The 26,032-nt window shown below is 74.5% G+C and carries 29 protein-coding genes; 13 read left to right on the top strand and 16 right to left on the bottom strand.

Features of this window, described 5'->3' with window-relative positions; genetic code table 11:
- Window positions 1-27 precede the first annotated feature (27 nt).
- From BLR33_RS08410 to BLR33_RS08375, 8 genes are all read right to left on the bottom strand, one after another.
- Window positions 28-996 (bottom strand): hypothetical protein, encoded by a 969-nt coding sequence (locus tag BLR33_RS08410; protein WP_093783643.1) that lies wholly within the window; start codon window positions 994-996, stop codon window positions 28-30.
- Window positions 997-1,051: 55 nt separating this feature from the next.
- Entirely contained in the window at window positions 1,052-2,302 is a 1,251-nt protein-coding gene (locus tag BLR33_RS08405) for a sensor histidine kinase (RefSeq protein WP_322987146.1), read from the bottom strand.
- A gap of 4 nt (window positions 2,303-2,306) precedes the next feature.
- Window positions 2,307-3,047, bottom strand: a complete 741-nt coding sequence (locus BLR33_RS08400; RefSeq protein WP_093783642.1) for an ABC transporter permease — start codon at window positions 3,045-3,047, stop codon at window positions 2,307-2,309.
- Window positions 3,048-4,025: an ABC transporter ATP-binding protein gene (locus tag BLR33_RS08395; protein ID WP_093783641.1), complete on the bottom strand. Its 978-nt coding sequence runs from the start codon at window positions 4,023-4,025 to the stop codon at window positions 3,048-3,050.
- A gap of 155 nt (window positions 4,026-4,180) precedes the next feature.
- A complete protein-coding gene (locus BLR33_RS08390; protein WP_093783640.1) occupies window positions 4,181-4,810 on the bottom strand; it encodes a response regulator transcription factor in 630 nt (209 codons plus the stop codon).
- A gap of 40 nt (window positions 4,811-4,850) precedes the next feature.
- Window positions 4,851-5,180, bottom strand: coding sequence for a polyketide cyclase (locus tag BLR33_RS08385; RefSeq protein WP_093783639.1), 330 nt, complete (start codon window positions 5,178-5,180; stop codon window positions 4,851-4,853).
- 319 nt (window positions 5,181-5,499) lie between these two features.
- A complete protein-coding gene (locus tag BLR33_RS08380; protein ID WP_093783638.1) occupies window positions 5,500-6,351 on the bottom strand; it encodes a transglutaminase family protein in 852 nt (283 codons plus the stop codon).
- Window positions 6,348-7,364 (bottom strand): GNAT family N-acetyltransferase, encoded by a 1,017-nt coding sequence (locus BLR33_RS08375; RefSeq protein ID WP_093783637.1) that lies wholly within the window; start codon window positions 7,362-7,364, stop codon window positions 6,348-6,350. Before BLR33_RS08375 ends, BLR33_RS08380 begins: the two co-directional genes overlap by 4 nt.
- 108 nt (window positions 7,365-7,472) lie before the next feature.
- On the opposite strand from BLR33_RS08375, the gene fdxA reads away from it, so the two are divergent.
- The gene (gene fdxA, locus BLR33_RS08370; protein ID WP_003985062.1) at window positions 7,473-7,793 is read left to right on the top strand and encodes a ferredoxin; all 321 of its coding nucleotides are present in this window, start codon (window positions 7,473-7,475) and stop codon (window positions 7,791-7,793) included.
- Between the two features lie 87 nt (window positions 7,794-7,880).
- Window positions 7,881-8,981: a succinyldiaminopimelate transaminase gene (gene dapC, locus BLR33_RS08365; protein WP_093783636.1), complete on the top strand. Its 1,101-nt coding sequence runs from the start codon at window positions 7,881-7,883 to the stop codon at window positions 8,979-8,981.
- 252 nt (window positions 8,982-9,233) lie between these two features.
- Here the strand turns inward: dapC and BLR33_RS08360 are convergent, their stop codons facing one another.
- Window positions 9,234-10,208, bottom strand: coding sequence for a heavy metal transporter (locus BLR33_RS08360; RefSeq protein WP_245771257.1), 975 nt, complete (start codon window positions 10,206-10,208; stop codon window positions 9,234-9,236).
- A 117-nt stretch (window positions 10,209-10,325) separates the two neighbouring features.
- Here BLR33_RS08360 and dapE point away from each other — a divergent pair, with 117 nt between their 5' ends.
- Entirely contained in the window at window positions 10,326-11,387 is a 1,062-nt protein-coding gene (dapE, locus tag BLR33_RS08355) for a succinyl-diaminopimelate desuccinylase (RefSeq protein WP_093783635.1), read from the top strand.
- A 92-nt stretch (window positions 11,388-11,479) separates the two neighbouring features.
- Window positions 11,480-12,307: an LOG family protein gene (locus BLR33_RS08350; protein ID WP_093783634.1), complete on the top strand. Its 828-nt coding sequence runs from the start codon at window positions 11,480-11,482 to the stop codon at window positions 12,305-12,307.
- A 280-nt stretch (window positions 12,308-12,587) separates the two neighbouring features.
- On the opposite strand, the gene folP is transcribed toward BLR33_RS08350, so the two are convergent.
- The gene (folP, locus tag BLR33_RS08345) at window positions 12,588-13,400 is read right to left on the bottom strand and encodes a dihydropteroate synthase (RefSeq protein ID WP_093783805.1); all 813 of its coding nucleotides are present in this window, start codon (window positions 13,398-13,400) and stop codon (window positions 12,588-12,590) included.
- Window positions 13,401-13,529: 129 nt separating this feature from the next.
- On the opposite strand from folP, the gene BLR33_RS34240 reads away from it, so the two are divergent.
- Window positions 13,530-14,051, top strand: a complete 522-nt coding sequence (locus BLR33_RS34240; RefSeq protein ID WP_107408857.1) for a DivIVA domain-containing protein — start codon at window positions 13,530-13,532, stop codon at window positions 14,049-14,051.
- Entirely contained in the window at window positions 14,048-14,653 is a 606-nt protein-coding gene (locus BLR33_RS08335) for a DNA-3-methyladenine glycosylase I (protein ID WP_093783633.1), read from the top strand. Before BLR33_RS34240 ends, BLR33_RS08335 begins: the two co-directional genes overlap by 4 nt.
- On the opposite strand, the gene BLR33_RS08330 is transcribed toward BLR33_RS08335, so the two are convergent.
- Window positions 14,640-15,422 carry an enoyl-CoA hydratase-related protein gene (locus tag BLR33_RS08330; RefSeq protein ID WP_093783632.1) on the bottom strand — a complete coding sequence of 261 codons (783 nt, stop codon included), beginning with the start codon at window positions 15,420-15,422 and terminating at the stop codon, window positions 14,640-14,642. The genes BLR33_RS08335 and BLR33_RS08330 overlap by 14 nt on opposite strands.
- Before the next feature lie 300 nt (window positions 15,423-15,722).
- Between BLR33_RS08330 and BLR33_RS08325 the strand changes: the two genes are divergently transcribed.
- Window positions 15,723-15,890, top strand: a complete 168-nt coding sequence (locus BLR33_RS08325) for a DUF3117 domain-containing protein (protein ID WP_073493047.1) — start codon at window positions 15,723-15,725, stop codon at window positions 15,888-15,890.
- A gap of 137 nt (window positions 15,891-16,027) precedes the next feature.
- On the opposite strand, the gene BLR33_RS08320 is transcribed toward BLR33_RS08325, so the two are convergent.
- A complete protein-coding gene (locus BLR33_RS08320; RefSeq protein ID WP_093783631.1) occupies window positions 16,028-16,663 on the bottom strand; it encodes an O-methyltransferase in 636 nt (211 codons plus the stop codon).
- Window positions 16,664-16,861: 198 nt separating this feature from the next.
- Here BLR33_RS08320 and sigE point away from each other — a divergent pair, with 198 nt between their 5' ends.
- The 4 genes from sigE (at window position 16,862) to BLR33_RS08300 (ending at window position 20,198) form a co-directional block, all read left to right on the top strand.
- A complete protein-coding gene (gene sigE, locus BLR33_RS08315; protein WP_093783630.1) occupies window positions 16,862-17,626 on the top strand; it encodes an RNA polymerase sigma factor SigE in 765 nt (254 codons plus the stop codon).
- Window positions 17,623-18,555: a zf-HC2 domain-containing protein gene (locus tag BLR33_RS08310; protein WP_093783629.1), complete on the top strand. Its 933-nt coding sequence runs from the start codon at window positions 17,623-17,625 to the stop codon at window positions 18,553-18,555. Before sigE ends, BLR33_RS08310 begins: the two co-directional genes overlap by 4 nt.
- 277 nt (window positions 18,556-18,832) lie before the next feature.
- Complete coding sequence (locus BLR33_RS08305) at window positions 18,833-19,333, top strand: sec-independent translocase (RefSeq protein WP_093783628.1); 501 nt, start codon at window positions 18,833-18,835, stop codon at window positions 19,331-19,333.
- A gap of 256 nt (window positions 19,334-19,589) precedes the next feature.
- A complete protein-coding gene (locus tag BLR33_RS08300; protein WP_093783627.1) occupies window positions 19,590-20,198 on the top strand; it encodes a hypothetical protein in 609 nt (202 codons plus the stop codon).
- A gap of 78 nt (window positions 20,199-20,276) precedes the next feature.
- Here BLR33_RS08300 and BLR33_RS08295 read toward each other — a convergent pair whose 3' ends face one another.
- Genes BLR33_RS08295 through BLR33_RS08285 form a run of 3 tightly spaced genes read right to left on the bottom strand, consistent with a single transcriptional unit; the run spans window position 20,277 to window position 23,487 of the window.
- On the bottom strand, window positions 20,277-21,443 hold the full coding sequence (locus BLR33_RS08295) for an Mrp/NBP35 family ATP-binding protein (protein ID WP_093783626.1): 1,167 nt from the start codon (window positions 21,441-21,443) through the stop codon (window positions 20,277-20,279).
- Window positions 21,444-21,476: 33 nt separating this feature from the next.
- Window positions 21,477-22,046, bottom strand: a complete 570-nt coding sequence (locus BLR33_RS08290) for a DUF1003 domain-containing protein (RefSeq protein WP_093783625.1) — start codon at window positions 22,044-22,046, stop codon at window positions 21,477-21,479.
- A complete protein-coding gene (locus BLR33_RS08285) occupies window positions 22,036-23,487 on the bottom strand; it encodes a magnesium transporter MgtE N-terminal domain-containing protein (RefSeq protein WP_093783624.1) in 1,452 nt (483 codons plus the stop codon). Before BLR33_RS08285 ends, BLR33_RS08290 begins: the two co-directional genes overlap by 11 nt.
- Window positions 23,488-23,673: 186 nt before the next feature.
- On the opposite strand from BLR33_RS08285, the gene BLR33_RS08280 reads away from it, so the two are divergent.
- Window positions 23,674-24,387 carry a hypothetical protein gene (locus tag BLR33_RS08280; RefSeq protein WP_093783623.1) on the top strand — a complete coding sequence of 238 codons (714 nt, stop codon included), beginning with the start codon at window positions 23,674-23,676 and terminating at the stop codon, window positions 24,385-24,387.
- A 30-nt stretch (window positions 24,388-24,417) separates the two neighbouring features.
- Here the strand turns inward: BLR33_RS08280 and BLR33_RS08275 are convergent, their stop codons facing one another.
- Window positions 24,418-24,972 carry a hypothetical protein gene (locus BLR33_RS08275; RefSeq protein WP_245771256.1) on the bottom strand — a complete coding sequence of 185 codons (555 nt, stop codon included), beginning with the start codon at window positions 24,970-24,972 and terminating at the stop codon, window positions 24,418-24,420.
- A gap of 109 nt (window positions 24,973-25,081) precedes the next feature.
- Between BLR33_RS08275 and BLR33_RS08270 the strand changes: the two genes are divergently transcribed.
- Window positions 25,082-26,032 (top strand): DMT family transporter, encoded by a 951-nt coding sequence (locus BLR33_RS08270; protein WP_407639650.1) that lies wholly within the window; start codon window positions 25,082-25,084, stop codon window positions 26,030-26,032.

The following is a 26,032-nucleotide window of genomic DNA, read 5'->3' as shown; positions in this document are numbered from 1 at the left end:
GGGGGGCCGCCGGCCGCCCGGCCGCGCTCAGCGGCGGCGCTGCCACCAGTGGCGGGTGCGCGGCGGCGCCAGCGCGTGCACGGCCGGCCGCAGCAGGTCGAAGGTCGCCACCGTGGGCGGCCCGCCCGGCACGATCGCGCCCAGGCACAGCAGCTTCAGCTGCTCGTCGGGCAGTTCGAGGGCGGCGAACACCGGGGCCCCGTCGAAGCCGTCCGGCAGCTCCGGCCCCGACCACTGCATCCGCCCCTCGGGGTCGGGCCGCGAGACCGCCCCCTCCAGCAGGTGCTGGTGGCGTGCCGGGCGGCGGCCGCCGCCCTCGGCCGTGTGGCCGAGGATGTAGGCGGGCAGCGGCTCGGCGACGATGGCCGCGATGTCCTCCGCGCGGGCGGCGAGCCCCTCGGTGATCTCCTGGGTCGCCCAGCGCCAGCTCTTGCGCTCGGCGTGCAGGTGCATGTCGACGGTGGGCATCACGGCCACGCCGAGGGTGGGGAAGGCCGTCCAGCGCTTCATGAAGCCGCCCATCACCAGCTCGTCAACGGGCTGTTCGGGGTCGGCGAGCTCGGGCCGCAGGGTCCACTGCCCGGTCTCGTAGCGCGTCCGGTGCGCGGCCGTCACCAGGTACTGCCGGATCACCTCGTGGTCCCCACCGGTCTCGATCAGGTCGTTGTACCAGAAGGCCGTGGCGAAGCTGAGCTCAGGACGGGTCGCGTGGAAGGGCAGCGTGGCCCGGCCGGCGATCTGCCGGATCGTGTCGGGCACCAGGCCGCGCGGCTCGCCTGGACCGGGCTCGGGCAGCACCACGCGGTCCGCGTCGCCGGGGCCGGCGTCCGGTGTGTCCCGTGTGTCCGGTGCGGTCGGGCCGTCCGCGACGCCGGTGCCGCCGGCGGGCGCCGCGGGCTCCTCGGCACCGCCGGCACCCGCGGTCCCGGGGCTCTCGGGCCGCCCGGCGCTCGCGGACTGCGGTTCCTTCGGGGTCTCTGGCGGGGTTTGTGGCACAGCCGGACCCTACTACCCGGGGACCGGCTGCGGCGGGCTGCCCCTCGGCGGTCCCTCAGCCGCCTTCGCGCGTGACGCCGACCACCGTCGCCGACAGCGGCACCGTGGCCCGTACGGTGAAGCCGCCGTCACCGGAGCGCGCGGTGGCCAGGGTGCCGCCGGCCAGCATGATGCGCTCGCCGAGACCGGTCAGGCCGTTGCCGGGCGCGTGGTCGGGGGCGGGGCCGCGGCCGTCGTCGGAGACGGTCAGCGTGGCCGCGCCGTCCGCCGCGGCCAGCGCCGCCACGCAGACCGCGGCCCCGCTGTGCCGTACGACATTGGTGGCCGCCTCGCGCAGCGCCCAGGCGAGCGCGCCCTCGCCGTCCGGGTCCAGGCCGGGCACGCGCTCGGGCAGGTGGAAGCGGGCCTCGATGCCCGCCGAGGCCAGGGCGGACCGGGCGGCTGCCGCCTCGGCGGCCAGGGTGGGCCGCCGGTAGCCGCTGACCGCCTCGCGGACGTCCACCAGGGCCTGCCGGCTGACCCGTTCGATGTCGGCGACCTGCTCGGCCGCGTCGGTGGGCCGGTCCGGCAGCATCCGGCCGGCCAGCTCGCTCTTGAGGGTGATCAACGACAGCGAGTGCCCCAGCAGGTCGTGCAGGTCGCGGGCCAGTCGCAGCCGCTCCTCGGTGGCGGCCAGGTGCGCCACCGTCTGCCGTGCCTCGCGCAACTCGCGCATGGTGTGCACCAGTTGCTTGACGCCCATCATCGCGAAGCCGCCGAGGAGGGCCGGGACCAGCAGCGAGGCGAAGAACTGCCCGCCCGGGTCCTTCCAGCCGCCCATCGCCGCGAGCAGCACCACCACGCCGGGCACCGCCCACCGCGACTCGGCGGCGGACAGCGCGGCCCCGCAGGCCACCGCCACGTAGACCAGCAGCACCAGCCAGTCCTTGCCGAGAGCGGCCGGCAGCGCGAGCGCCAGCGCCGTCTCGCCGACCAGCACCAGGTGGACCCACCGCTCCGGAGGTCCGGGGTGGTTGGTGCGGAAGAAGACCAGCACCAGGTAGCCGGCGACGAAGACGCCCAGGCCGAGCGCGGCCGCCGTCGTGGCGGCCGCGCCGTGGTGGCCGCCGGTCAGGTCGCTGACCGGCGCGCCGAGGTAGAGCAGCCACAGCCCCACCCACAGCAGCTTCACCACCGCCTGCCTGCGGGTCTCCGGGGGCCGCCCCATGGAGGTGGTGTCGGCGTCCTCGATCTCCTGCCGCCACGCGGGCAGCGGCTCGGCGGGCGGCTTCTGGCGCCGCCACGGCGGCCACGGCTCGCGGGTCATCGCCTCACGCCTTCCTGGTGTCCTTGCGGTAGAGCCAGGCCGCGGCGCCCGCGAACAGCGCCAGGTAGACGACCAGGACGGCAACGTCCCGGGTGTGCGGCGCCTGCCCGAGTTCGATGGTCTGGCCGAGGTCGGCGTAGGGGCGCGCGGGCAGGTAGTCGGCGAGCGTCTGCAGCCAGTGCGGGAAACTGTAGATGGGCACCCACAGGCCGCCCAGGATCGCCAGGCCGAAGTAGAAGAGCATCGACAGCGGCCGGGCCACCTCGGCGCTGGACATGTAGCCGATCGCCACGCCCAGGGCGGCGAAGACCATGCTGCCGGCCCAGATGCTCGCCGCGATGGACACCCACTGCCAGGCGGCCATGCGGACGCTCTCCACCGCCGCGCCCAGCACCAGGACGACGACGATCGAGGGCAGGCTCACCGTGGCCGCGGCCGCCACCTTCGCGGCCACGTAGCCGCGGCCGGGCAGCGCGGTCAGCCGCAGCTGGCGCACCCAGCCCTTGTGCCGCTCGCGGGCGATCCGCTCGGCGTTGCCCATCAGCACCGAGGTCATCGCGCCGAAGGCGGCCATCGCCACCATCAGGTAGCCCACCGCGGACAGTCCCGAGCCGCCGACCGTGTCGCTCTTCTTGTAGCTCAGGCCGATGGCGAGGAAGAGGAACGCCGGGTACAGCACCGACAGGAACATGAACTTGCGGTTCCGCAGGGTGCGGGTGATCTCCAGCCGGATCAGGGTCTTCATCTACTTCTCCGCCTCCTCGGCGGTCGCCGCGTCGGTGATGGCGAGGAACGCCTGCTCCAGGCCGAGCCCGGCGACCTCCAGATGGTGCGGGTAGAGGCCGAGGCCGTACAGGGCGTGCACGGTGGCGTCCGCGTCGTCGGAGCGGATGCGCACGGTCGGCCCGGTGACGTCCAGGCCCACCACGTGCGGCAGGGCGCGCAGCGCGGCCTCGTCCACCGGCCCCTCGGCCTCGTCCAGGTCGAAGGTGATCCGGCGGGCACCCGCCCGCGCCTTGATCTCGGCGGCCGTGCCGTCCGCGATCAGCCGGCCGCGGTGGAGGACCAGGACCCGGTCGGCCACCGCGTCGGCCTCCTCCAGGTAGTGCGTGGCGAAGAGCACGGTGCGGCCCTGGTCGACCTGGGCGCGCATGGTGGACCAGAACGCCTGCCGGGCGCCGACGTCCATGCCGGTGGTCGGCTCGTCCAGCACGATCAGGTCGTTGGCGCCGGCGGTCGCCATCGCGAACCGGACCCGCTGCTCCTGGCCGCCGGAGAGCTTGTCGACCTTGCGGTCGCCGATCGCGGTGAGGTCGGCGGCGGCGAGCACCTGATCCACCGGGTGGGCCCGCGGGTGCAGGTCGCAGGCGAGGGAGACCAGTTCGCGGACGGTGACCTCCTCCATCAGCCCGCCGCTCTGCAGCATCGCGCCCACCCGGCCGGCCGCGATGGCCCGCGCGGGCGAGGTGCCGAAGACGGTGACGGTGCCGCGGTCGGGGTTCTTCAGGCCCAGCAGCAGGTCGAGCGCGGTGGACTTGCCGGCGCCGTTCGGCCCGAGCAGGGCCACCGTCTCCCCGGCGTGCAGGGCGAGGCTCAGCCCGGCGACGGCCCGGACGGTGCCGAAGCTCTTGTCGACGCTCGTGAAGGACACGACGGGCGGGCCGGCCGCCGGGTCGTGCCCGGCCTCCTGGTGGGTGCGCGTGCGCGCGGCTGGTGCGGTCATACCGGAACGATCCCGCGCGGGACGGTCCCCGCGGAAGTGCGATGGGTCGTGTCTTCGGCATGACAGATGTCATGCGCGGCGGGCGCCGAATGTCGTACGGGCGGCTCGGCGGGCCCGCTCGCTGGCCGGAGCCGACTGGAGCCGGCCGCAGTTCGCTACAGCCAGCCCTTCTCGCGGGCGATGCGGACGGCCTCCGCGCGGTTGCGGGCGCCGGTCTTCTGGATCGCCGTGGAGAGGTAGTTGCGCACGGTGCCCTCCGACAGCAGCAGCCGGCGGGCGATCTCGGCGTTGACCGAGCCGTCGGCGGCCGCGTTGAGCACGTCGCGCTCGCGGGCGGTGAGCGGGTCGGCGCCCTCGGCGAGCGCGGCGGCCGCGAGGCCGGGGTCGATCACCCGCCGCCCCTGCAGCACCTGGCGGACCGCGGCCGCGAGCTGGGCCGCGGGGGCGTCCTTGACCAGGAAGGCGTCCGCGCCGGACTCCATGGCCCGGCGCAGGTAGCCGGGGCGGCCGAAGGTCGTGACGATGACGACCTTCACCCGCGGCAGCGCCCCGCGCAGCGCCGCGGCCGCCTCGATGCCGGTCAGGCCCGGCATCTCGATGTCGAGCAGCGCCACGTCCGGCGCGTGCTCGCGCGCGGCCGCCACCACCTCGTCCCCGCGCGAGACCTGCGCGACGACCTCGATGTCGTCCTCCAGGCCCAGCAGCGTGGCCAGCGCCTCCCGCACCATCGACTGGTCGTCGGCGAGCAGGACGCGCACCGGGCGCGCCGCAGGTTCGGCAGTCATGGCGACCAGCGTAGGGCCCTTTCCGGCAGCGGCGGCCGGGTCAGCCGGTGATGCGCATGAGCAGGATGTGGGCGCCCTCGACGGTGAAGGCGAAGTCCGAGGGCCCGTTGAAGCCCTTGCCGCCCACCTCGGCGCTCACCGTGGTGGTGGGCCCCTCGGTGCGGGTGCCGGTGACCCGCAGGGTCACCTCCTTGCCGATGAACTCCGCGTCGCTCCAGCGGCGGATGGCATCGTGGCCGCGGAAGAGGCGGCCCCAGTCGTCCACGGCGCCCTGGGGGGCGAAGGCGGCCAGGAAGTCCTCGGTGTTCCCGGCCGAGGCCGCTTCCAGCGCGGCCGCGACGGGGACGGGGAGAGGCGGGGGAGTGGTCATGCCGCGTGAACGAGGCGGCGCCGGGAAGGGTCACGTGGCCCGCGGCCGTTCGGGGCCGGGAGGCGACGGGCCTGCGGTTCGGAGCCGGCGGAACGCCCCTGGCCCGGCAGGGCCCGGCCGAGCCGGGATGGGTCGAGCGGGTCGTGGCCGGGGCGGGTCGCGCCGGGCGCAGGTCCTTGGCCCTGCAGGGCATGGCCGGGCCGGGACCGGGAGGCCGTGGAGGAGCCGGCCGTACCGGTCCGGTCGGCTCGATCGGTCAGGCGTGCGTGCCAGGGCACGGCGACCGGGCAGGATGTGTCGGAGAGGTCCTGAGAGAGCCCTAGTTGAGCAGCGCGCGGGCGGCCCGGGCCTTGGCGCGGATGGCAGCCGCGGAGTCCGCGTCGAAGGTCGCGACGACCTCCGCGTACTCCTCCATCTCGGCCGCCCCGCCGAGGAAGTCGCCCATCGCGACCAGCAGTTCGGCCCGCTCGTAGCGGAGCTTGGCGGGGTGCCGGGGGAGCAGCAGGGTGAGGTCGAGGGTCCACAGCCGGACCGGCATGCGCTCGGGCTCCGGCGTCGCCCACACCCGGATGTTGGCCAGGATCCGGCGGACCACGTCGAGCGGGTCGGCCGGGGCCATCGCCGAGGGCGGCAGCGCGCCCGGGGCCGTGCCCGTGGCCCGTGCCACCAACTGCTCGGCGTCGCCCGGCGACAGCGGCCGGCCCCCGTCGAAGGGGTCCACCAGCACGCAGGCGTCCGGGTCCCGGCCGAGCGCCTCCCACTCGCCCAGCGCGACCACGAAGTGCCCCGGCAGCGCCACCCCGTGGACGGGTGCGCCGGCCCGCCGGGCCACCTCCATCCACACCACCGACAGCAGGATCGGCAGCCCGCGCCGCCGCCTGAGCACCTCCTGCAGCAGCGAGGACTCCAGCCGCCGGTAGTCCGCGCCGGTGCCGTGGAAGCCGTGGCCCCGGCCGAGCACCCGCTCCAGGGCCCGCGCCCACTGCGCCGGCGTCTTCAGCCCGTACGGGAGCAGCCCGGCCAGCCGGTCGAGCTCGACCTGGGCGAGGTCGCTCGCGCGGCCGTCCAGCGCCGGGTCGGCCTCCGCGCCGACGAGCAGGCACAGCTCGGCCAGGTCGGGCCGCTCCTCGCGGGCGGCGGCCGCGAACCTCTCGCGCACGGTGCCGGTCATGCCGCGGGGCGCCGGTAGTGGTACCCGTGGTGGTCGGTGAAGCCCAGCCGGTCGTACAGCGCCCCCGCCCCCTCGTTGTCCCGCTCGACCTGCAGGCAGGCCGCGGTGGCGCCCTCGTCGTACGCCCGCCGGGCCAGCGCGCCCATGATCGCGGTGGCAAGGCCCCGGCGGCGCTGCTCCGGGGCCACCTCGACGGCGCCGAACAGCGCCCAGGGCCCGTCCACCACGACCCGCCCGATCGCGCCGGGCAGTGTGGCGAACCACACCGAGGGGCCGCCGGAGACCACCTCCAGCGCCACCCGGGACAGGCCGCCGGTGCGGTGGTAGGCGGCGATCCACTCCTCGTCGGCGGTGCGGGAGAGCGTGACGGCGGTGTCCGGGGCGAGCCCGGTCAGCGGGGCGAGCGGCGCCGTGCGCAGCACCGAGTCGGCCTCCCGGACCCAGCCGCGCTCCTCGATCGCGGCCGCGTAGGGCGAGCCGTCGGGCACTTGCAGCCAGGGCGTCAGCCGGCGCTCGCCGTACCAGGCGACGACCGCGGCCAGCGCCTCGTCCAGCGGCATCCCCGCGTCCGCGCCCACCAGCACCGAGTTGGCCCGCCGGGTGAAGCCGGCCCGCACCGCGCCCTCGGGCAGCGCGGCGGGGTCGCCCTCGTAGGCCGCGCGCAGCGTCCAGCCGCCCAGGGCCGCGCTCTCCAGGGGCGGCCAGGCCCGCGAGGCAACGGCCTCCAGCTCCTCGGCGGTCACCTGCGGGACGGCCGGGGCACGGCGGGCAGGAGCGGGCGGCACCACCTTCCCGGCCACCAGCGCCTCCTCCGCGATCCGCACGGTCTCACCGGTCCGCCGTGTGACGCAGACCACCCCCGCGTCCCAGGATGCGAGAACACCGACCGTATCGGTGAACATAGGATGCCCGTCGGCGATCTCGACCACCCGCCGCACCGACACGCGTTTTCCCACGTCAGACGGGGTGATACGGATTTCGAGCCGACCCGCGGCCGAGAAATCCCCTGGCATGCCTGCCCCTCCTGTTCGGATCGTGCCCAGGAACGGAGATACTAGGTGCGGGCATCGACGACGCCGCGCTCCCGCGCGAGATGAGCCCTATCGAGGAGGAACGACAGCGTGACCTACGTCATCGCGCAGCCTTGTGTAGACGTCAAGGACAAGGCGTGCATCGAAGAGTGCCCGGTCGACTGCATCTACGAGGGCTCCCGGTCCTTGTACATCCACCCGGACGAGTGCGTCGACTGCGGCGCGTGCGAGCCGGTCTGCCCGGTCGAGGCCATCTTCTACGAGGACGACACCCCGGAGGAGTGGAAGGACTACTACAAGGCCAACGTGGAGTTCTTCGACGAGCTCGGCTCGCCCGGTGGCGCCTCCAAGCTGGGCCTGATCGAGCGGGACCACCCCTTCATCGCCGCGCTGCCGCCGCAGAACGGCTGACGTCGGCGAACGGCTGACTCCGCCGGGCCCCGTGACCCTCGCGGGCACGGGGCCCGGCGTCCTTCCCGACAAGCGAGAGTGAGCACGGTGAGCATCTCCGCCCGCCTTCCGGTCTTCCCCTGGGACCGCCTGGAGCCGTACAAGGACACCGCGGCCGCGCACCCCGACGGCATCGTGGACCTGTCGGTGGGCACCCCGGTCGACCCGGTGCCCGAGGTGGTGCGCGCGGCGCTGTCCGCGGCCGCCGACAGCCCCGGCTACCCGCTGACCTACGGCACCAAGGCGCTGCGCGAGGCCGCCGCCGATTACCTGCGGCGCTGGCACGGCGTCACAGGCGCGGCCCCGGCCCACGTCCTGCCGCTGATCGGCTCCAAGGAGCTGGTCGGCTGGCTGCCCACCCTGCTCGACCTGCGCGAGGGCGACCAGGTCGGCTTCCCCGACCTCGCCTACCCGACCTACGAGATCGGCGCCCGCATCGCCCGCGCCGAACCCGTCGCGTACGCCGATCCGGTCGCCGACCTCGACCCGGCCCGCACCAAGCTGCTCTGGCTCAACAGCCCCTCCAACCCGACCGGGCGGGTGCTGCCGGCCGCCGAACTGCGCCGGATCGTCGGCTGGGCGCGCGAGCACGGGGTCCTGGTCGTCTCCGACGAGTGCTACATCGAGCTGGGCTGGGAGGGCGCCGAGCCGGTCTCGGTGCTGCACCCGGACGTCTGCGGCGACAGCCACGACGGGCTGATCGCCGTCCACTCGCTCTCCAAGCGGTCCAACTTCGCCGGCTACCGGGGGGCGTTCCTCGCCGGCGACCCGGCCGTCGTCGCCGAACTGCTCGGCATCCGCAAGCACGCCGGGATGATCGTGCCGCAGCCGGTGCAGGCCGCGATGGCCGCGGCGCTCCTGGACCGCGAGCACGCGGTCGAGCAGAAGGAGCGGTACGCGCGGCGGCGCGCGGTGCTGCGGGCCGCCGTCGAGGCGGCGGGCTTCCGCATCGAGCACAGCGAGGCGAGCCTCTACCTCTGGGCGACCCGGGGTGAGAACTGCTGGGACACGGTGGCGGACCTCGCCAAGCGCGGCATCCTCGTCGCCCCCGGCGAGTTCTACGGCCCCTCGGGCACCCCCTACGTCCGCATCGCCCTCACCGCCACCGACGAGCGCGTCGCCGCAGCCGCCGCCCGCCTTTCGCGCTAGGTCGGGTCGGCTCCTCGCCGCTTGGGTTCCCGTCTCGTCGCCGACTGCCGCGCCGTCGTGGCTGCTCGCGCAGTTCCCCGCGCCCCTGTGGGGCTCGCCCTGCGTGCGAAGGGCGAGGTTTTTCAGGGGCGCTGGGGGTACCTCCCAGGCGAAGCTCTGGGGGAGGAACTGCGCGGGAAGAGGCCACCGGGCTGGGGCCGGGAATGGCCGGGAACCCCTGCGGCGGGAAGCCGCCCCGCTCCAAACCAAGGCTCAGCGGGCCACCGTGATACGCACGAGCGTGTCCGGCACCTGCGCGGAGGACCCCTTCGCATTGGTGCGGCTCTCCACCGGAGCCGCCTTCTGCCACCCCTTCTCCGAGCGAGCAGCGTCCCAGCGCATGTCACCGAACGACACCCGCTCCACCTTCAGGTCGTGCGCGTGGGCCACCGCCCACTGGGCCAGCTCCCAGCCCCGGCGGCGGCCGTCCCCCTCCGCGGCACCCCCCGACGGAGTCGACGGCACCGCCACGGTCCGCGGATCGCCGCTGTCGGCGCGCGGCTTGACCTGGTCGCCGAACTCGCGGGTGAGCCGGGCGGTCACGGCCGACGCGCGGCCCAGCCGGCCGCCCGCGCTGTAGGGCGTGTCCGCCCCGGTCGTACAGCTCAGCGCCCCCGCGTCGCGGCCGGTCAGCGCCGAGGACAGCAGGGTGGCGTCGGCCTCGTGCTTGGCGTACGCCTGCGGGTAGCCGCTGCGCTGGACCCGCTGCGCGGCCACGGTCAGCGGCAGCCGCGTGTAGCCCTGGATCTTCACCAGGCTGTCGAAGAAGGAGTTCGAGGCGTACACGGGGTCGAGGATCTGCTGCGCGGTGCCCCAGCCCTGCGAGGGGCGCTGCTGGAACAGCCCGAGCGAGTCCCGGTCGCCGTGGTCGATGTTGCGCAGCTGCGACTCCTGCAGCGAGGTCGCCAGCGCTATCGTCAGCGCCCGCTCGGGCAGCCCGCGCGAGGTCGCGACGGCGGCGATCGTCGCCGCGTTCGACGCCTGGTCCGGGTCGAGGTCGAGCACGTCGCCGTCCGCGCGGACCGTGCAACCGGCCGACGCGGGGCCCCTGTTGTACCCGAAGTGGTAGGCGAGCCAGCCCGCCGCGGCCAGCAGCACGACGAGAGCGGCCACGAACCGCAGTCCGCAGCCGCGACGCTTCTCGGAGGCGGGGGAGGACTTCCCCGCGGGGGAGGGTGACGCGGGCACGTGCGCACCCTACCGAAACTCGGGCCCCGCTCCGGCCACCCGCCGCGCGCCCCGCTCGGACGGCGCCGCGAAGATCGTCCGGCGGCCGCGCGGGAGCCGCCGCCCTATCCTCGGACCATGGAACTCGACCTGGCCCAGCCCGTGGGCGCCCTGACCGCGCAGCTCGTGGACGTCCCCTCGGTCAGCCGCGAGGAGAAGCCGCTCGCCGACCTCGTGGAGGGCGCGCTGCGGGCCGTGCCGCACCTCGCGGTGGACCGCGACGGCGACGCGGTGGTGGCCCGCACCCGCCTCGGCCGGGCCGAACGCGTCGTGCTCGCCGGGCACTTGGACACCGTGCCGATCGCGGACAACCTCCCCTCGCGGCTGGACGAGGACGGCCTGCTGTGGGGCTGCGGCACCACCGACATGAAGGCCGGCGTCGCGGTGCAGCTCAAGCTCGCCGCCGAACTCGCCGCGCCCAACCGGGACGTGACCTACGTCTTCTACGACGCCGAGGAGATCGCCGCCGAGTTCAACGGCCTGCGCCGGCTCGCCGAGCACCATCCCGACTGGCTCGCCGGGGACTTCGCCGTACTCCTGGAGCCCACCGCGAACCGGGTGGACGGCGGCTGCCAGGGCACCCTGCGGGTGCGGGTGCAGACCACCGGGCGGCGCGCCCACTCCGCCCGCAGCTGGCTCGGCGAGAACGCCATCCACAAGGCCGCGCCCATCCTCACCCGGCTCGCCGAGTACACCCCGCGCCGGGTCGAGATCGACGGCCTGGTCTACCCCGAGGGGCTCAACGCCGTGCTGATCGAGGGCGGCCACGCGGGCAACGTCATCCCCGACTCCTGCGCGGTCACCGTCAACTACCGCTTCTCACCCGACCAGTCGGAGGACGAGGCGCTGGAGCGGGTGCGCGGCATCTTCGAGGGGTTCGAGGTGGTGCTCACCGACAGCGCCCCCGGCGCCCTGCCCGGCCTGTCCCACCCGGCGGCCGCGGCCTTCGTGGCGGCCGTGGGCACCCCGCCGGCCGCCAAGGAGGCGTGGACGGACGTGGCCCGCTTCGCCGCCCTCGGCGTGCCCGCGGTGAACTACGGCCCCGGCGACCCCACGCTCGCCCACACCCGCGAGGAGAACGTCGCCGTCGCCGCCGTCGAGCAGTCCGAGGCCACCCTGCGCCGCTGGCTCACCGCCTGACGGCTCCCGGCGCGCCCCGGTGCGAGCCCCGCCGGGAGCCCGGCCGCGGCCCGTGCCGCCGTCCGCGGGCCGCTCATGCGTACGCTGCGGGTATGACTGACGCAACCGATCCCCAGGACGCGCCTTCGGGCGCGGACCCGTGGCAGGAGGCGGCGGCCGCCGCCAACGCGGCCGCCGAGGGGCGGCCCGAGGGCCGGGGGTGGCCCGAGCGGCACACCGGTCCCGTGATCCGCCGCCGCGGGCAGGTGCTCTCCGGGACGACCGACCAGCGGCTGCTGGACAGCCGCGGGGACGCCGAGTGGGTGCACAGCGACCCCTGGCGGGTGCTGCGCATCCAGTCCGAGTTCGTGGAGGGCTTCGGGGCGCTCGCCGAGCTCGGCCCCGCCGTCAGCGTCTTCGGCTCGGCCCGCACACCGGTGGAGTCCCGCGAGTACGAGGCCGGCGTGCGGATCGGGCGCGCGCTCGCCGAGGCGGGCTTCGCCGTGATCACCGGAGGCGGGCCGGGGGCCATGGAGGCCGCGAACAAGGGTGCGCTCGCCGCCGGCGGGGTCTCCGTCGGGCTCGGTATCGAGCTGCCCTTCGAGCAGGGGCTCAACCCCTACGTCGACATCGGCGTGAACTTCCGCTACTTCTTCGTGCGCAAGACGATGTTCGTGAAGTACGCGCGGGGGTTCGTGGTGCTGCCGGGCGGCTTCGGGACGCTCGACGAGCTGTTCGAGGCGCTCACCCTCGTCCAGACCAAGAAGGTGACGCGCTTCCCGATCGTGCTCTTCGGCACCGAGTACTGGGGCGGCCTGGTGGACTGGATCCACCGCACCCTCGTCGCCCAGGGCAAGGCGTCCTCCGCCGACCTCGAACTCTTCCACGTCACGGACGACATCGAAGAGGCGGTCTCTTTGGTGACGAAGGAATCTGCCTAGCGGATGCGGGGGTACGGCTCCCCGCCGTAGGGGGTTCCGCGCGTTCCCGACCGCGGGCCGGTGGCCGGTTACTCGCGCAGTTCCTCCCCCAGAGCTTCGCCTGGGAGGTACCCCCAGCGCCCCCGAAAACCTTGCCCTTCGTGCGAAGGCGAGCCCCATAGGGGCGCTGGGGCCCCCAGGCGAAGCTCTGGGGGAGGACTGCTCCCCCAGAGGGGGCACCGCCACAGCCGGGCGGCAGGCGGCGGCGAGACGGGAAGCCCTACGGCGTATGGCCGCCCCGTTACGCGAGACCGCGGCGGGCGACGGCAGGGGGGCGGTGGCCGGCCAGGGAGGCGACCATGTCCAGGACCTGCCGCGTCTCCGCCACCTCGTGGACCCGGTACACCTGCGCCCCCAGCCACGCGGAGACCGCCGTGGTGGCGAGCGTGCCGATGAGCCGCTCCTTGACCGGCCGGTCCAGCGTCTCGCCCACGAAGTCCTTGTTCGACAGGGAGACCAGAACCGGCCACCCCGTCGCCGTCATCTCCGGCAGCCGCCGGGTCGCCTCCAGCGAGTGCCGCGTGTTCTTGCCGAAGTCGTGCCCGGGGTCGATGAGGATGCCGTCGCGCCGGACGCCGAGCGCGAGCGCCCGCTCGGCCAGCCCCACCGTGACCCGCAGGATGTCGGCCATCACATCCTCGTAGCCGATCCGGTGCGGCCGGGTGCGCGGCCGCACCCCGCCCGCGTGGGTGCAGACCAGCCCTGCCCCGTACCGCGCGGCGACCTCCGCCAGCTTGGGGTCCACCCCGCCCCACGCGTCGTTGAGCAGGTCGGCCCCGGCCTCGCAGACCGCCTCGGCGACCTCGTGCCGCCAGGTGTCGACGCTGATCACGACGTCCGGGTGGCGGCGGCGCACCTCGGCGACGAAGCCCACCGTGCGCAGGATCTCCTCACCCGCGGTGACCTCCTCGCCCGGCCCCGCCTTCACCCCGCCGATGTCGACGATCGCGGCCCCCTCGGCGATCACCTGCTCGACCCGCTCCAGGGCCGGCTCGTCGGTGAAGGTGGCCCCCTGGTCGTAGAAGGAGTCCGGCGTCCGGTTGACGATCGCCATGATCACCGGCTCCCGCTCGCCGAATTCCCGGGTGCCCAGCCGAATTGCCACGGTCGCTCCTCATCTCTGACTCATGCGATCGTGGCACGATCGTGCCTGACACGTAGGGTCGGACCCCGGGAGATCGAGTTGTTCTGGTTCATGCTCATCGCGCTCGCCGTGGTGGTCGCGGCGGTGGCACTGGCCGTGCTCGGCGACGGCGGCGCCCTCAAGGACGCCGAGCCCGAACGCATCCAGGACCGGCTCCCCCCGGACCGCCCGCTGGTGCGGGCCGACGTCGAGGCGATGCGGCTGCCCGTCGGCGTGCGCGGCTACCGCATGGACGAGGTGGACGAGGTGCTGGACCGGCTCGGCGCCGAACTCGCCGAGCGCGACGCCCGCATCGCCGAACTGGAGGCGTCGCTGGCCGGTGTCCGCGGCGGCGGTACGGCCCTGCTGGAGGGCAGCCGGCCGCAGGGCCCGGTCCGGCTCGACCCGCACACCCTGCCCCAGCCCGGCCAGGGCGCCCCGTACGAGCAGTACGGCCCCGCGGACGGCGACCCGCAGCAGTACGGGCAGGAGTACGGCCGGGGCGGCGCCCACGAGTACCGGCCGGGCGGGGGCCAGGAGTACGGGCAGGAGCCCGGCCGCCCGGAGGGGACGGCCGAATGAGCGACGGCGGCACCGTCGAGGGTCCCGACGGGCGGCTGCGCTGCCCCTGGGGCCTGTCCACCCCCGACTACCTCGCCTACCACGACGAGGAGTGGGGGCGCCCGGTCCACGGCGACGACGCGCTCTTCGAGCGGATCTGCCTGGAGGCCTTCCAGTCCGGCCTGTCCTGGATCACCATCCTGCGCCGCCGTGAGACCTTCCGGGCCGCCTTCCACGGCTTCCGTATCGACGCCGTGGCCGCCTTCACCGACGAGGACCGGGTCCGGCTGCTCGCGGACCCCGGCATCATCCGCAACCGGGCCAAGGTCGACGCTGCCATGGCCAACGCGGTCGCGGCCCGTGCCGTCCGCGACACCTATGAGGGTGGCCTGGACGCGCTGATCTGGTCGTTCGCGCCCGACCCCGCGACCAGGCCGGTGCCCAAGACCACCGCCGACGTCCCCGCGACCAGCCCGGAGTCCGCCGCCCTGGCCAAGGACCTCAAGAAGCGCGGCTTCCGGTTCGTCGGCCCGACCACCGCCTACGCCCTGATGCAGGCGTGCGGCCTGGTCGACGACCACCTCGCCGACTGCGTGGCCAGGACCGGCGTCACCGGCCGGTGAAGCGCGGGCGCTCCTTGCGGACGAAGGCCGACACCGCCGCGCGGTGGTCCGCGGAGGCGCCCGCCGCCTTCTGCAGCCGGTCCTCGCGCTCCAGCGCCTCGGGCAGGGTGGCCGTGCTCGCGTAGGCGAGGGCCTCCTTCATGGCGGCGTAGGCGAGCGTGGGGCCCTCGGCCAGGCGGCGGGCCAGCGCGAGCGCCTCGCCGGCCAGTTCGCCGGCCGGCACCACGCGGTGCACCAGGCCGAGGGCGAGGGCCTCGTCGGCCGGGACCGCGCGCGGGAAGTAGAGCAGCTCGGCGGCCCGGCCGTAGCCGACCAGCCGCTGCAGCGTCCACGACATGCCCGAGTCCGTGGACAGCGCCACGCCGGCGAAGGCGGTGGTGAAGGAGGCGGTGTCGGCGGCGATCCGGTGGTCGGCGGCGAAGGCGAAGCCCGCGCCCGCGCCGGCCGCGACCCCGTTGACGGCCGCGACGACCGGCTTGGGCATGGTGGCGATGGCGAGCGCGATCGGGTTGTAGTGCTCGGCGACCGTCGTCATGCCGCCGCCGGCCTCCAGGATGCCGACGTGCTCCTTGAGGTCCTGGCCGACGCAGAACGCCTTGCCCCGCCCGGTGAGCAGCACCGCCCGCACCGCCTCGTCGGCGGCGGCCGCGCGCAGGCTGTCCCGCAGCGCGTCCTTGGTGCCGGTGTCGAGCGCGTTCATCGCCTCCGGCCGGTTGAGCGTCACCGTCGCCAGACCGTCCCCGACCTCGTACAGCACGCTGTCGCCCATGCCTCACGCCCCTTCGTCGCGGCTCCGCCGGCGCCCCGCGGCACGCGTCCCCGGCCGCGCCCGGCAAGTGTCCCGGCCAGGATGCCGGACCCGGCGGCCGCCGCGCATGTGACGTACGTCAAGAAACCGGTCGCCCGCGAGCCGCCCTTTGCGCGCCCCGCCCGGTGAAATGCGCGGGTTTGGATGTTCCGAATGTGGAACGGAGTGGCACCGTCGTTGGTCATCGGGTCCGGTGATGCGGGATAATGGCCGAGAACCAATGTGTTCGAGTCCGAGCTGGTCTCAGGAAGGGGAACGAGCATGGCGGCCATGAAGCCGCGGACGGGTGACGGCCCGCTCGAGGTGACCAAGGAGGGGCGGAGCATCATCATGCGCGTTCCGCTGGAGGGCGGCGGGCGGCTTGTCGTCGAGCTGACCCCGGACGAGGCGGACGCTCTGGGCGATGCCCTGAAGAAGGCCATCGTCTGAGACCAGCGGCTCCGTAGCCGAACCGGCCGCGCGCCCCGGGAACCGGGGCGCGCGGCCGGGCTGTTTCCGTATCCCTTTTCCGGCACCGCCGGGATTCCCCGGTCCTGCGGAATTCCGGGCCCGCGGGGGTGACGGGCTCAGCCGCGCTTGACCGCGCAGAGCAGCCCGTCGTCGGTGGGCAGCAGCACCGGCGCGAGCCGGGCGTCGTCGCGGACCGCGCGCATCAGGTCGCGCAGGTGCAGCGACTCGGCGTCCTGGTGGGCGGCGTCCAGGGCGCGGCCCTGGCCGAAGGCGCCCTCGAAGCACAGCACGCCGCCGGGGCGCAGCAGCCGCAGCGCCTCGTCCAGGTACTCCAGGCACTCCAGCCGGTCGGCGTCGCAGAAGACCAGGTCGTAGCCGCCGTCGGTGAGGCGCGGCAGGACGTCCAGGGCGCGGCCGCAGATGAAACGGGCCCGGTTGGCGGCGACGCCGGCCTCCCGGTACGCCTCGCGGGCCAGCTGCTGGCGGTCCGGCTCGGAGTCCACGGTGGTGAGCACCCCGTCCGGCCGCATCCCCTTGAGCAGATGGATGCCCGAGACGCCGGCGCCGGTGCCGATCTCGACCACCGACTTCGCCGCCGCGGCCCCTGCCAGCAGCCGCAGGGCCGCGCCGGTGCCGGGGGAGACCGCCCGCAGGCCGGCCGAGCGGGCACGGGCACGGGCGCGCACGAGCGCGTCGTCCTCGGCGACGAACGCGTCCGCGAACGCCCAGCTCGCCTGCCGGTTGCCGGAAATGGCCGCTCCCCTTCGTCCCGTCGTCCCTCACCGAATGCGATCTGCTCGGCGACTGTATCCGCTGCCCTCGGGAACCGGCTGATGGGACCGGCCGTTATGGCTTTTAGGTAGCACGAACATCGGGCGGGTAGGAGGCCATCGGCCCCGATCCCGCCTCGGCAACAGCGCATTTATCCGGAGCTAACGGGCGAGGTGGATATGGTAGGGGCTCTACTGGAGACCACCAGAGCCGACAGGGGAGGTGCGGCTGCGGCCGGTGACCGGGGAGTGTTCGCACGCTTCCGCCGGTCGGCCGGACAGCCGGAATCCGTGACCAAAACCGCTGATGACCGTTCACCAGAGTCCGCCCCTGCGACCGCGACGTTCGCCACGGACGCGGACGGTCAGACGTGGACGCCTCCTTCCTGGGAGGAGATCGTCAGCACCCACAGCGCGCGGGTCTTCCGGCTGGCGTACCGCCTGACCGGCAACCAGCACGACGCCGAGGACCTCACCCAGGAGGTCTTCGTGCGGGTCTTCCGCTCCCTGTCCACCTACACGCCCGGCACCTTCGAGGGCTGGCTGCACCGCATCACCACGAACCTGTTCCTGGACATGGTGCGGCGCCGCCAGCGCATCCGCTTCGACGCCCTCGGCGACGACGCGGCCGAGCGGCTGCCCAGCCGCGAGCCGTCCCCCGCCCAGCACTTCAACGACACGCACTTCGACGCCGACGTCCAGCAGGCGCTGGACACCCTCGCGCCGGAGTTCCGCGCCGCCGTCGTGCTCTGCGACATCGAGGGACTGTCGTACGAGGAGATCGCCGCCACCCTCGGGGTGAAGCTCGGCACGGTGCGCAGCCGCATCCACCGCGGCCGCTCGCACCTCCGCAAGGCTCTGGAGCACCGGGCGCCCGGAGCGCGCCCGGCGCCTGCGCTCGCTGCCACCGCACCCAAACCCGGTCAGGAGGGCGGGAGAGCGTGAGCAGCAGTGGTTTCGGCGAGCAGCACCGTCCCCAGCGTCCAGCGGCCGCCGAGCAGCACCTCGGCGACCGGCTGTCCGCCTTCGTGGACGGCGAGCTGACCGGCGACACCCGGGACCGGGTGCTCGCCCACCTCGCCACATGTCCCCAGTGCAAGGCCGCCGCCGCCGACCAGCGGCGGCTGAAGAGCGTGGTGGCCGGCTCGGAGCTGCCGGCCATCTCGGCCGGGCTGCTCGCCCGGCTGCAGGGCCTGCCCGGCATGAGCGACATCGACGGCCCGGACGGCGGTCCGCCCCGGCCCCCGGCCGACTCCGCCGACGCGGCGGGCAGCACCGACCAGCAGCGCCGCGGCCCGTTCGACGGCGGCAGATTCGGATCGTTCGGCTCGTTCGGGGGCTTCGGCTCCCGGCCGTCGGTGCCCGAGCTGCCGGACCCCGACCTGTCGGGCTCGGGCCTGCGCACCGGCGCCCAGCCCGCCTTCTCCTACCTCGGTCCGGCCGAGGACCTGGTGCCCGCGGCCGACGACGGCCCGCGCGGCCGGGGCTTCCGGATACACGACTCGGCCTCGCGCGGCCGCCGCTTCGCCTTCGCCGCGGCCGGCGCCTTCTCCATGGCCGCCATCGCCATCGGCAGCGCCCTGCCGATGGAGGCGGCGATGGACGGCGGCGCCCGGCCGGACGACGGCCCCGCGGTCAGCCCGCTGACCCCGCTGAGCGCCGGCCAGGTCTCCGACACGCGGGGCACTTTCCCGCGCGGGGTGATCGACGCCGAGAGCGAGCACCGGTCCCGGCACGAGTCGGCGGTCGTTGTCGCGTCCGCCACATCCATGGCGCTGGCCCGGCCGCTGCTCGCCCCCGGCGTGCTGCCACTGGACGCCGGCGCGCAGGACGCGCCGGCCACGGCCGGCACCGGCTCCGTCGTCCTCCACTGAGCGGCTTCCCGGCGCCTCCTGTGGCTCACTGTGGCCTGCTCCGGCCCTCCCAAGGGCCGGAGCAGGCCACCGGGCCCGACCGGGCCACCTCGGGTCCACCGGGCCGCCCCGGGGCCGCAGCGGACCGTACGGGCCCGGGGCGGCCCCGAGGCGGTCCTTCACCCGGTGGCGGCGCAGTGTTCGGCCCCGGCCACTCTTGTTTCCGCCGCACGGGCAGGTACCGTAAAGTCCGCCGGTCCCTCGCCTCGCCGGCAGTGGACGTCCCAAGGAGCGCAAGGTGTTCTTCGACATAGGCCCGCTGGAGCTGGTCGCCCTGGTCGTCCTTGCCGTCCTCGTCTTCGGGCCGGACAAGCTGCCCAAGGTCATCCAGGACACGATGGCGTTCATCCGCAAGGTGCGCGAGTTCTCCGACAACGCCAAGGAGGACATCCGCCGTGAACTCGGCCCGGAGTTCAAGGACTTCGAGTTCGAGGACCTGAACCCGAAGACGTTCATCCGGAAGAATCTGATGAACGGCGACGACGAGTACGGGATCGGCGAGCTGAAGGAGCTGCGCGACAGCCTGGACCTGCGCAAGGAGATGGCCGAGGTCACCGACCTGCGCAAGGACGTCCGCGAGGTGACCGACGCGGTCAACGGCGTCGAGCCCGCGAAGGCCGCCTCCACCGCGGCCGGCGCCTCGGGCACCGCGGCGGCCAACGGCTCGGCCGCGACCCCCGACCGGCTCAAGAAGCTCGGCGCGGAGGAGCCGCCGCCCTTCGACTCCGACGCCACCTGACCGGCCCCGCGCCCCTGCCGAGGGGCCCGCATCGGACCTGACCAGGGGGCCGGCAGGGCGTCGGCCGGGCGTGGCGCCGGGCAGCCCAGGGCCGACCGCGTGCCGCGTGCGTCAATTCCTTGATCGGATTTCACCCGATTGCGTGACCGTTGTCCGTGTGTTCGCCGTCACCCCACGCCGTTTCGCGCCCCGAACCCGCCCAGGGTCGGGCAAGATGGCATGTCGCCCGGACGGGCACGGAGGAGGCGCGACCCATATGGAGACGAAGACCGGCACGCGTCAGGGGGCGGTCGACGGCTACCTGCTGGCGGACTTCCCTTGGTACGGACTCGACCAGGCGTTCACCGGGCCCCGCTGGCTCGGCACGGTCGGGGCCAGTGCGGACGGGACCGTCGAACACGGATCATTGGGGCACGGCGACGCGCCCTCGCTGAAGGCGGAGGCGGGCGACCCGGAGCTGCAGCGGTTCGCCGTCGTCGTCACCGTGGCGGAGCGGCCGCTGCGGCGGGACGGCACCGGCATCCTGGAGGCGACCTCGGTCTCCTCCGCGGCCTGGCTGGCCGGCTCGGGGCTGCTGTCGGCGACCTGGCCCACCCACATGGACCGCTCGCTGCGGCAGGACTGGCTCGACCAGCAGACGGCGGCGGCCTGGGACCTCGCGGACGACCTGTCGGGCCCCGGCTGGTCCTCCCTCACCCTCCCGGTCGACGGTGAGCCGACGCCCTTCCACTACCGCGAGTCCGAGTACGGCTGGGTGCTGGCGGGCGCCGCCAAGGGGGTTCACCTCGGCGCCTACGGGCGCGGCATGAGCGCCTACGGGCTGGCCCTCCAGGCGATCCCCGACCTGTCGGCCTACGGAGGCTAGCGGGGCCCTGACAACCCCGGCCAGCGGCCCGCCGCAGGAGACCCTGCGGCGGGCCGCCGGCCGTAAGCGCCGCCCGCGTCAGAACTTGTTGCGCGGGGTGATGCCCAGCGACATGCCGGCCAGGCCCCGCGCGCGGGTGCCGAGCTTGCCGGCGATACCGCGCAGCGCGGTGGCCGCGGCGGAGTCGGGGTCGGTCAGGACGACCGGGCGGCCGTCGTCGCCGCCCTGGCGCAGGCGCACGTCGATCGGGATGCGGCCCAGCACCGGCACCGTGGTGCCGGTGGTGCGGGACAGGCCCTCGGCGACGCGGTCGCCGCCGCCGGTGCCGAACACCTCCACGATCTCGTCGCAGTGCGGGCAGGGCATCCCCGCCATGTTCTCCACCACGCCGACGATCTTCTGATGGGTCTGCACCGCGATCGAGCCGGCCCGCTCGGCGACCTCGGCCGCGGCCTGCTGCGGCGTGGTGACCACCAGGATCTCCGCGTTGGGCACGAGCTGGGCGACGGAGATCGCGATGTCACCGGTGCCGGGCGGCAGGTCGAGCAGCAGGACGTCCAGGTCGCCCCAGTAGACATCGGCGAGGAACTGCTGCAGGGCGCGGTGCAGCATCGGCCCGCGCCAGACCACGGGCGCGTTGCCCGGGGTGAACATGCCGATCGAGATGACCTTCACGCCGTTCGCCGACGGCGGCATGATCATGTTCTCGACCTGGGTGGGCCGCCCGTCCGTGCCCAGCATCCGCGGCACGCTGTGGCCGTAGATGTCGGCGTCGACCACGCCGACCTTGAGCCCGTCGGCGGCGAGCGCGGCCGCCAGGTTGACCGTCACGGAGGACTTGCCGACGCCGCCCTTGCCGGAGGCGACCGCGTAGACGCGGGTCAGCGAGCCCGGCTGGGCGAAGGGGATCTCGCGCTCGGCCTGCCCGCCGCGCAGCGAGGCGGCCAGCTCCCGGCGCTGCTCGTCGCTCATCACGTCGAGCGCCACCCGCACCGAGGCCACGCCCGGCACACGCTGGACCGCGGCGGTGACCCGGGTGGAGATCTCGTCCCGCATCGGGCAGCCGGAGACCGTCAGGTACACGGTCACCGAGACCACCCCGTCGGGGGAGATGTCGACCGACTTCACCATCCCGAGGTCGGTGATCGGCTTGTGGATCTCCGGGTCGTCGACCGTTGCGAGCGCGGCGCGCACGGCCTCGTCGGTGGGGGCGGTCGGGGTCGACCCGTGCAGAGCGGTAGCCATACGAACGAGCATACGGCGGCGGCCCACCGGGCTTCAGCGGCCCCGCCCGTCGCCTTCGTCACCGTGTGTCCGGCCGCCGTCGCGCCGCTCCTCCAGTTCCTTGACCAGGTCCTGCAGTTCGGAGCGGATCCAGTCGCGGGTGGCCACCTCGCCGAGGCCGGTGCGCAGCGCGGCGACCTCGCGGGTCAGGTACTCGGTGTCGGCGATGCTGCGCTCGTTCTGCTTGCGGTCCTGCTCCAGGTTGACCCGGTCCCGGTCGTCCTGCCGGTTCTGCGCCAGCAGGATCAGCGGGGCCGCGTACGACGCCTGCAGCGAGAGCATCAGGGTCAGGAAGATGAACGGGTAGGAGTCGAACCGCAGATGGCGCGGGGCGAAGACGTTCCACAGCACCCACACCACGATCACCGCGGTCATCCAGACGATGAACCGCCCGGTGCCCAGGAAGCGGGCGATCCGCTCGGAGAACTTGCCGAACGCCTCCGGGTCGTAGGACGGCAGCAGGCTGCGGCGCGGCGCGCGCGGCTGGTCCAGCCGGGTCCGCGGCCGGCCGGTGGCGGTGGCGCCGGCCGGCGGGCGCGCCCGCTCGCGCTCCTCAGCGGCCATCGGCGGCCTCCGTCACACGCTGCTCCTCGTCCCGGCCGGGCCGGCCGCCGTCGCCCTCGTCGCTGCCATCGCCGTCGTCGGCCCCGTACCCGCCGTCGCGGCCCGCGTCCGGGCCGTCGTCCGCGCCGGGCGGGCGGTAGTCCGTCTCGCGCCAGTCCTCGGGCAGCAGGTGGTCGAGCACGTCGTCGACGGTCACCGCGCCCAGCAGCGCCCCGCTCTCGTCCACCACCGGGGCCGCCACCATGTTGTACGTGGCCAGGTAGCTGGTCACCGACGGCAGCGGGGTGTCCGGACCGAGCGGCTGCAGGTCGGTGTCCACGATGGAGCCGAGCAGGGTGAACGGCGGGTCGCGCAGCAGCCGCTGGAAGTGCACCAGGCCGAGGTACTTGCCGGTGGGCGTCTCCTCCGGCGGGCGGCACACGTAGACCTGGGCGGCCAGCGCCGGCGGCAGGTCGGGGTTGCGGATCCGGGCCAGCGCGTCGGCGACGGTCGCGTCGGCGCGCAGCACCAGCGGCTCGGTCGTCATCAGGCCGCCCGCGGTGCGCTCCTCGTACGACAGCAACCGCCGCACCCCCGCGGCCTCCTGCGGCTCCATCAAGGTGAGCAACCGTTCCTGCTCCTCCAGCGGCAATTCGGCGAGCAGGTCGGCGGCGTCGTCGGGGTCCATGGCCTCCAGGACGTCGGCGGCGCGCTCCTCCTTCAGCTTGCTGAGGATCTCCACCTGGTCGTCGTCGGGCAGCTCCTCCAGGACGTCGGCGAGCCGGTCGTCGTCCAGGGCGGCGGCCACCTCGCCGCGGCGCTTGGGGGACAGGTGGTGCAGCACGTTCGCCAAGTCGGCCGGGCGCAGCTGCTCGAAGGTCGCCACCAGGTTCTCCGCGCCCTGGCCCTCCTCGGCGAGCGAGAAGCCGGTCACCGCCGACCAGTCCACGGTCAGCGCCTCCCCGCGGCGGCGCAGCGCGCCCTTCTTGCCGCGCCGCACGAAGACCTTGTCGATCTCCCAGTCCCGCCGGGCCGGCAGCCGTGCCATCGACACGTCCAGCACCGTGACCTCTTCCGCGGGCCGGTCGGCCGTGCCTGCTGTGCCCGGCCCGCCCGCCGTCCCGTCCTCCGCGGTGCCGACCGGGGCCACCAGCCGCACCCGGCGGTCCAGCAGCTCGCCGAGCACCAGCGTCTCGGCCGGGCGCTGCTCGAAGCGGCGCATGTTGAGCACGCCGGTGGTGATCACCTGGCCGGACTCCACCCCGGTCACCCGGGTCATCGGCAGGAAGATCCGGCGCCGGCCGACCACCTCCACGACCAGCCCGAGCACACGCGGCGGCCGTCCGCCCAGCCGCAGCATCACCACCACGTCGCGGACCCGGCCGACCTGGTCCCCGTTCGGGTCGAACACAGCCACGCCCGACAGGTGCGAGACGAAGACCCGGGGGGCTCCTGCCACCATCGCGGGGCCTCCTGCCGGTTCAGGGGCGGCTCCGGCACTGCTCGCGTCGCGGTGCCGTGCGCCCGTGTCATCCAACGGCCAGGCTACTCCGGACGGATCTTGTCCGCCCCGCGGGATGCTCCCCGGGGGTACCCTGCGGTAGCTTCGGCACCGCCCGCAGCCGCCGCAACCGAAGGACGAGCCCCCGTGCACCACGGCCGCAGGACCCTTGCGACGCTCCTCACCCTCGCCGCCGGCACCCTGCTCACCGGATGCCTCGGCATGGGCGGCGACCCCGACGCGGGCACCAACGGCGTCGGCAAGCTCCCCGCCGCCGGCATCGAGCAGAAGGCCAAGGCGGCGGCCGCCGCCGCGCCGACCGTACGGCTGGCCGGCACCGTCGTCAGCGGTGGGCAGACCTACCGGCTGGACATGCGGCTCAGCTCGGCCGGCGGCGTCGGCGAGGTCAGCACCAAGGGCAGCACCTTCCAGCTGCTGCGGGTCGGCGGCGACCTCTACCTCAAGGCGGGCGCGGACTTCTACGGCTCCGGCGACGACAAGAACAGCCAGGCGGCCGCCGCCAAGCTCAGCGGGAAGTACGTCAAGGTGCCGCCGGGCGACCCCTCCTACCAGCAGTTCAGCGGCTTCACCGACAAGAAGGTGCTGCTCGCCGACCTCTTCGTGCTCGACGGCAGCGTGCAGACCGGCGACCACCGCAAGGTCGGCGACACCCGCACCATCGCGCTCGACGGCTCGCAGGGCGGCTCCCTGGACGTCTCGCTCAAGGGGCAGCCCTACCCGCTGCGGTACCAGCGGGCCGGCGGCGCGGGCACCCTCACCCTGTCCGACTGGGGCGAGCGGTTCAGCCTGGTGGCACCGGCGAAGTCCCAGGTCGTCGACTACGGCAAGACCGTCAAGTAGCCGGGCCCTGGCGAGAGGTGCCGGCCGGCGCTAGGACTTCTTGCGGCGGCGGCCCGCGAGCAGGCGGGGCAGCGGGGCCGGGATCGGGTGGCGGGTGACGGCCGGGGACGGTACGGGGGCGGCGGCGCCGGAGTCGGCGGACAGCGCGCCCGGGTGCTCGGCGGGCAGCCCCTGCGGGGTGAGCCGGAAGACCCGGCACTCGGCGGCCCAGCGGTCGGCGACGCCATCGGGGTCCACGGAGTTGAGCCGCTTGGCCTTCAACTCGGCCACCGCGGCCTCCCACGCCTCGCTGCGGGGCGCCACCAGCTCGACGCGGGCCTCCCACGTCACCAGGCGCCCGCCCTTGTCCTTGCTCCGCACGGACACCCGTGCGGCCCCGCCGTCAAAGAGCCCGGGCAGCGGCTGCTCACCGGCGCCGCCGCCCACCACCCACAGGGCGTCGTCCATCCACACGTGCCACAGCGCCTGCCCGTTCACCCAGACCAGCCCGGACTTCCGGCTCGCCTCCGCCACGAGATGGCGCTGCTCCGCCGCCCCGAAAGAAGGCCGCGCCGCCGCTCCGATCCCCTCTGCCGCTGTCGCCATGCGCCCAGCTTATCCGCGCCCGGCCCGGCCCCCTCGAGCTGCGCGACCGGGAGGGGACGGCCGCGCACGGGGTGTCCTGGATGCGAGGTGTGCGCCTTAGAGTGGGCGCGTGGACGCCCGGAAGACCCTCACCGCAGCCCGCAGGGCACCCTCGGCACAGGCCGGCGCCCCGGCGGCAGGCGAGGCGCCCGTACCGGGGAGCCCGCTCGACTACGGGCTGCTGGCGCTCGCGGTCGCGGGTGTGTCCATGTCGGCGCCGCTGATCGCGGCCACCGCCGCCCCCGCGCTGGCGATCGCCTTCTGGCGGAACGCGATTGCCGTCGGCGTCCTCAGCCCGCTCGCGCTGTGGCGGCACCGCGCCGAGCTGCGCGGGATGGGGCGCCGGGCGATCGGCCTGTCGGTGGCGGCCGGCCTCGTGCTGGCCGCGCACTTCGGGATGTGGCTGCCGAGTGTCGACATGACCTCGGTGGCGACGTCCACCGCCCTGGTCACCACCACCCCGGTGTGGACGACGCTGCTGCTGCGGCTGCGCGGCCGGCGCCAGCCGGGCCTGGTGTGGGCGGGCACCGCGCTCGCCGTGGCCGGCGTGCTGATCCTCACCGGGCTCGACCTCTCCACCGACACCCGCGCGCTGGAGGGCGACGCCCTCGCGCTGGGCGGCGGCATCGCGGCGGCCGGCTACATGCTGCTCGGCTCGGAGGTGCGCCGCACCGCGACCACCACCGCCTACACCTTCGTCTGCTACACCTCGACCGCGGTGGCGCTGCTGTGTGCGTGCCTGGTCGCCGGCTCCTCGCTCGGCGGCTACGACGCGGGCACCTGGGGCAAGATCCTCGCGCTGACCGCCGTCGCCCAGTTCCTCGGGCACTCGCTGCTCAACCGGGTGGTGCGCGGCCTCGGCCCGTCCACCACCTCCACCGCGATCCTGCTGGAGACCCCTGGCGCCACGCTGGTGGCCGCCCTGTGGCTGGGCCAGACCCCGCCCGTGGCCGCCTACCCCGCGCTCGCCGTGATCCTGGCCGGCCTGGCGATGGTGGTCATGGCCGGCCGCCGCGGCTGA

Source organism: Actinacidiphila guanduensis (assembly GCF_900103985.1).
Classification (GTDB): domain Bacteria; phylum Actinomycetota; class Actinomycetes; order Streptomycetales; family Streptomycetaceae; genus Actinacidiphila; species Actinacidiphila guanduensis.
The sequence above is the reverse complement of the archived record's forward strand: the minus strand, read 5'-3'. Positions and strand labels throughout refer to the sequence as shown.

Excerpts from the sequence above, each read along its gene's own strand:
- BLR33_RS08405 (WP_322987146.1), bottom strand. The coding sequence starts at position 2,302 with ATGACCCGCGAGCCGTGGCCGCCGTGGCGGCGCCAGAAGCCGCCCGCC.
- BLR33_RS08400 (WP_093783642.1), bottom strand. The coding sequence starts at position 3,047 with ATGAAGACCCTGATCCGGCTGGAGATCACCCGCACCCTGCGGAACCGC.
- BLR33_RS08395 (WP_093783641.1), bottom strand. The coding sequence starts at position 4,025 with ATGACCGCACCAGCCGCGCGCACGCGCACCCACCAGGAGGCCGGGCAC.
- BLR33_RS08390 (WP_093783640.1), bottom strand. The coding sequence starts at position 4,810 with ATGACTGCCGAACCTGCGGCGCGCCCGGTGCGCGTCCTGCTCGCCGAC.
- BLR33_RS08385 (WP_093783639.1), bottom strand. The coding sequence starts at position 5,180 with ATGACCACTCCCCCGCCTCTCCCCGTCCCCGTCGCGGCCGCGCTGGAA.
- BLR33_RS08380 (WP_093783638.1), bottom strand. The coding sequence starts at position 6,351 with ATGACCGGCACCGTGCGCGAGAGGTTCGCGGCCGCCGCCCGCGAGGAG.
- BLR33_RS08375 (WP_093783637.1), bottom strand. The coding sequence starts at position 7,364 with ATGCCAGGGGATTTCTCGGCCGCGGGTCGGCTCGAAATCCGTATCACC.
- dapE (WP_093783635.1), top strand. The coding sequence starts at position 10,326 with ATGGAACTCGACCTGGCCCAGCCCGTGGGCGCCCTGACCGCGCAGCTC.
- BLR33_RS08350 (WP_093783634.1), top strand. The coding sequence starts at position 11,480 with ATGACTGACGCAACCGATCCCCAGGACGCGCCTTCGGGCGCGGACCCG.
- folP (WP_093783805.1), bottom strand. The coding sequence starts at position 13,400 with ATGGCGATCGTCAACCGGACGCCGGACTCCTTCTACGACCAGGGGGCC.
- BLR33_RS08335 (WP_093783633.1), top strand. The coding sequence starts at position 14,048 with ATGAGCGACGGCGGCACCGTCGAGGGTCCCGACGGGCGGCTGCGCTGC.
- BLR33_RS08330 (WP_093783632.1), bottom strand. The coding sequence starts at position 15,422 with ATGGGCGACAGCGTGCTGTACGAGGTCGGGGACGGTCTGGCGACGGTG.
- BLR33_RS08325 (WP_073493047.1), top strand. The coding sequence starts at position 15,723 with ATGGCGGCCATGAAGCCGCGGACGGGTGACGGCCCGCTCGAGGTGACC.
- sigE (WP_093783630.1), top strand. The coding sequence starts at position 16,862 with ATGGTAGGGGCTCTACTGGAGACCACCAGAGCCGACAGGGGAGGTGCG.
- BLR33_RS08300 (WP_093783627.1), top strand. The coding sequence starts at position 19,590 with ATGGAGACGAAGACCGGCACGCGTCAGGGGGCGGTCGACGGCTACCTG.
- BLR33_RS08295 (WP_093783626.1), bottom strand. The coding sequence starts at position 21,443 with ATGGCTACCGCTCTGCACGGGTCGACCCCGACCGCCCCCACCGACGAG.
- BLR33_RS08290 (WP_093783625.1), bottom strand. The coding sequence starts at position 22,046 with ATGGCCGCTGAGGAGCGCGAGCGGGCGCGCCCGCCGGCCGGCGCCACC.
- BLR33_RS08285 (WP_093783624.1), bottom strand. The coding sequence starts at position 23,487 with ATGGTGGCAGGAGCCCCCCGGGTCTTCGTCTCGCACCTGTCGGGCGTG.
- BLR33_RS08275 (WP_245771256.1), bottom strand. The coding sequence starts at position 24,972 with ATGGCGACAGCGGCAGAGGGGATCGGAGCGGCGGCGCGGCCTTCTTTC.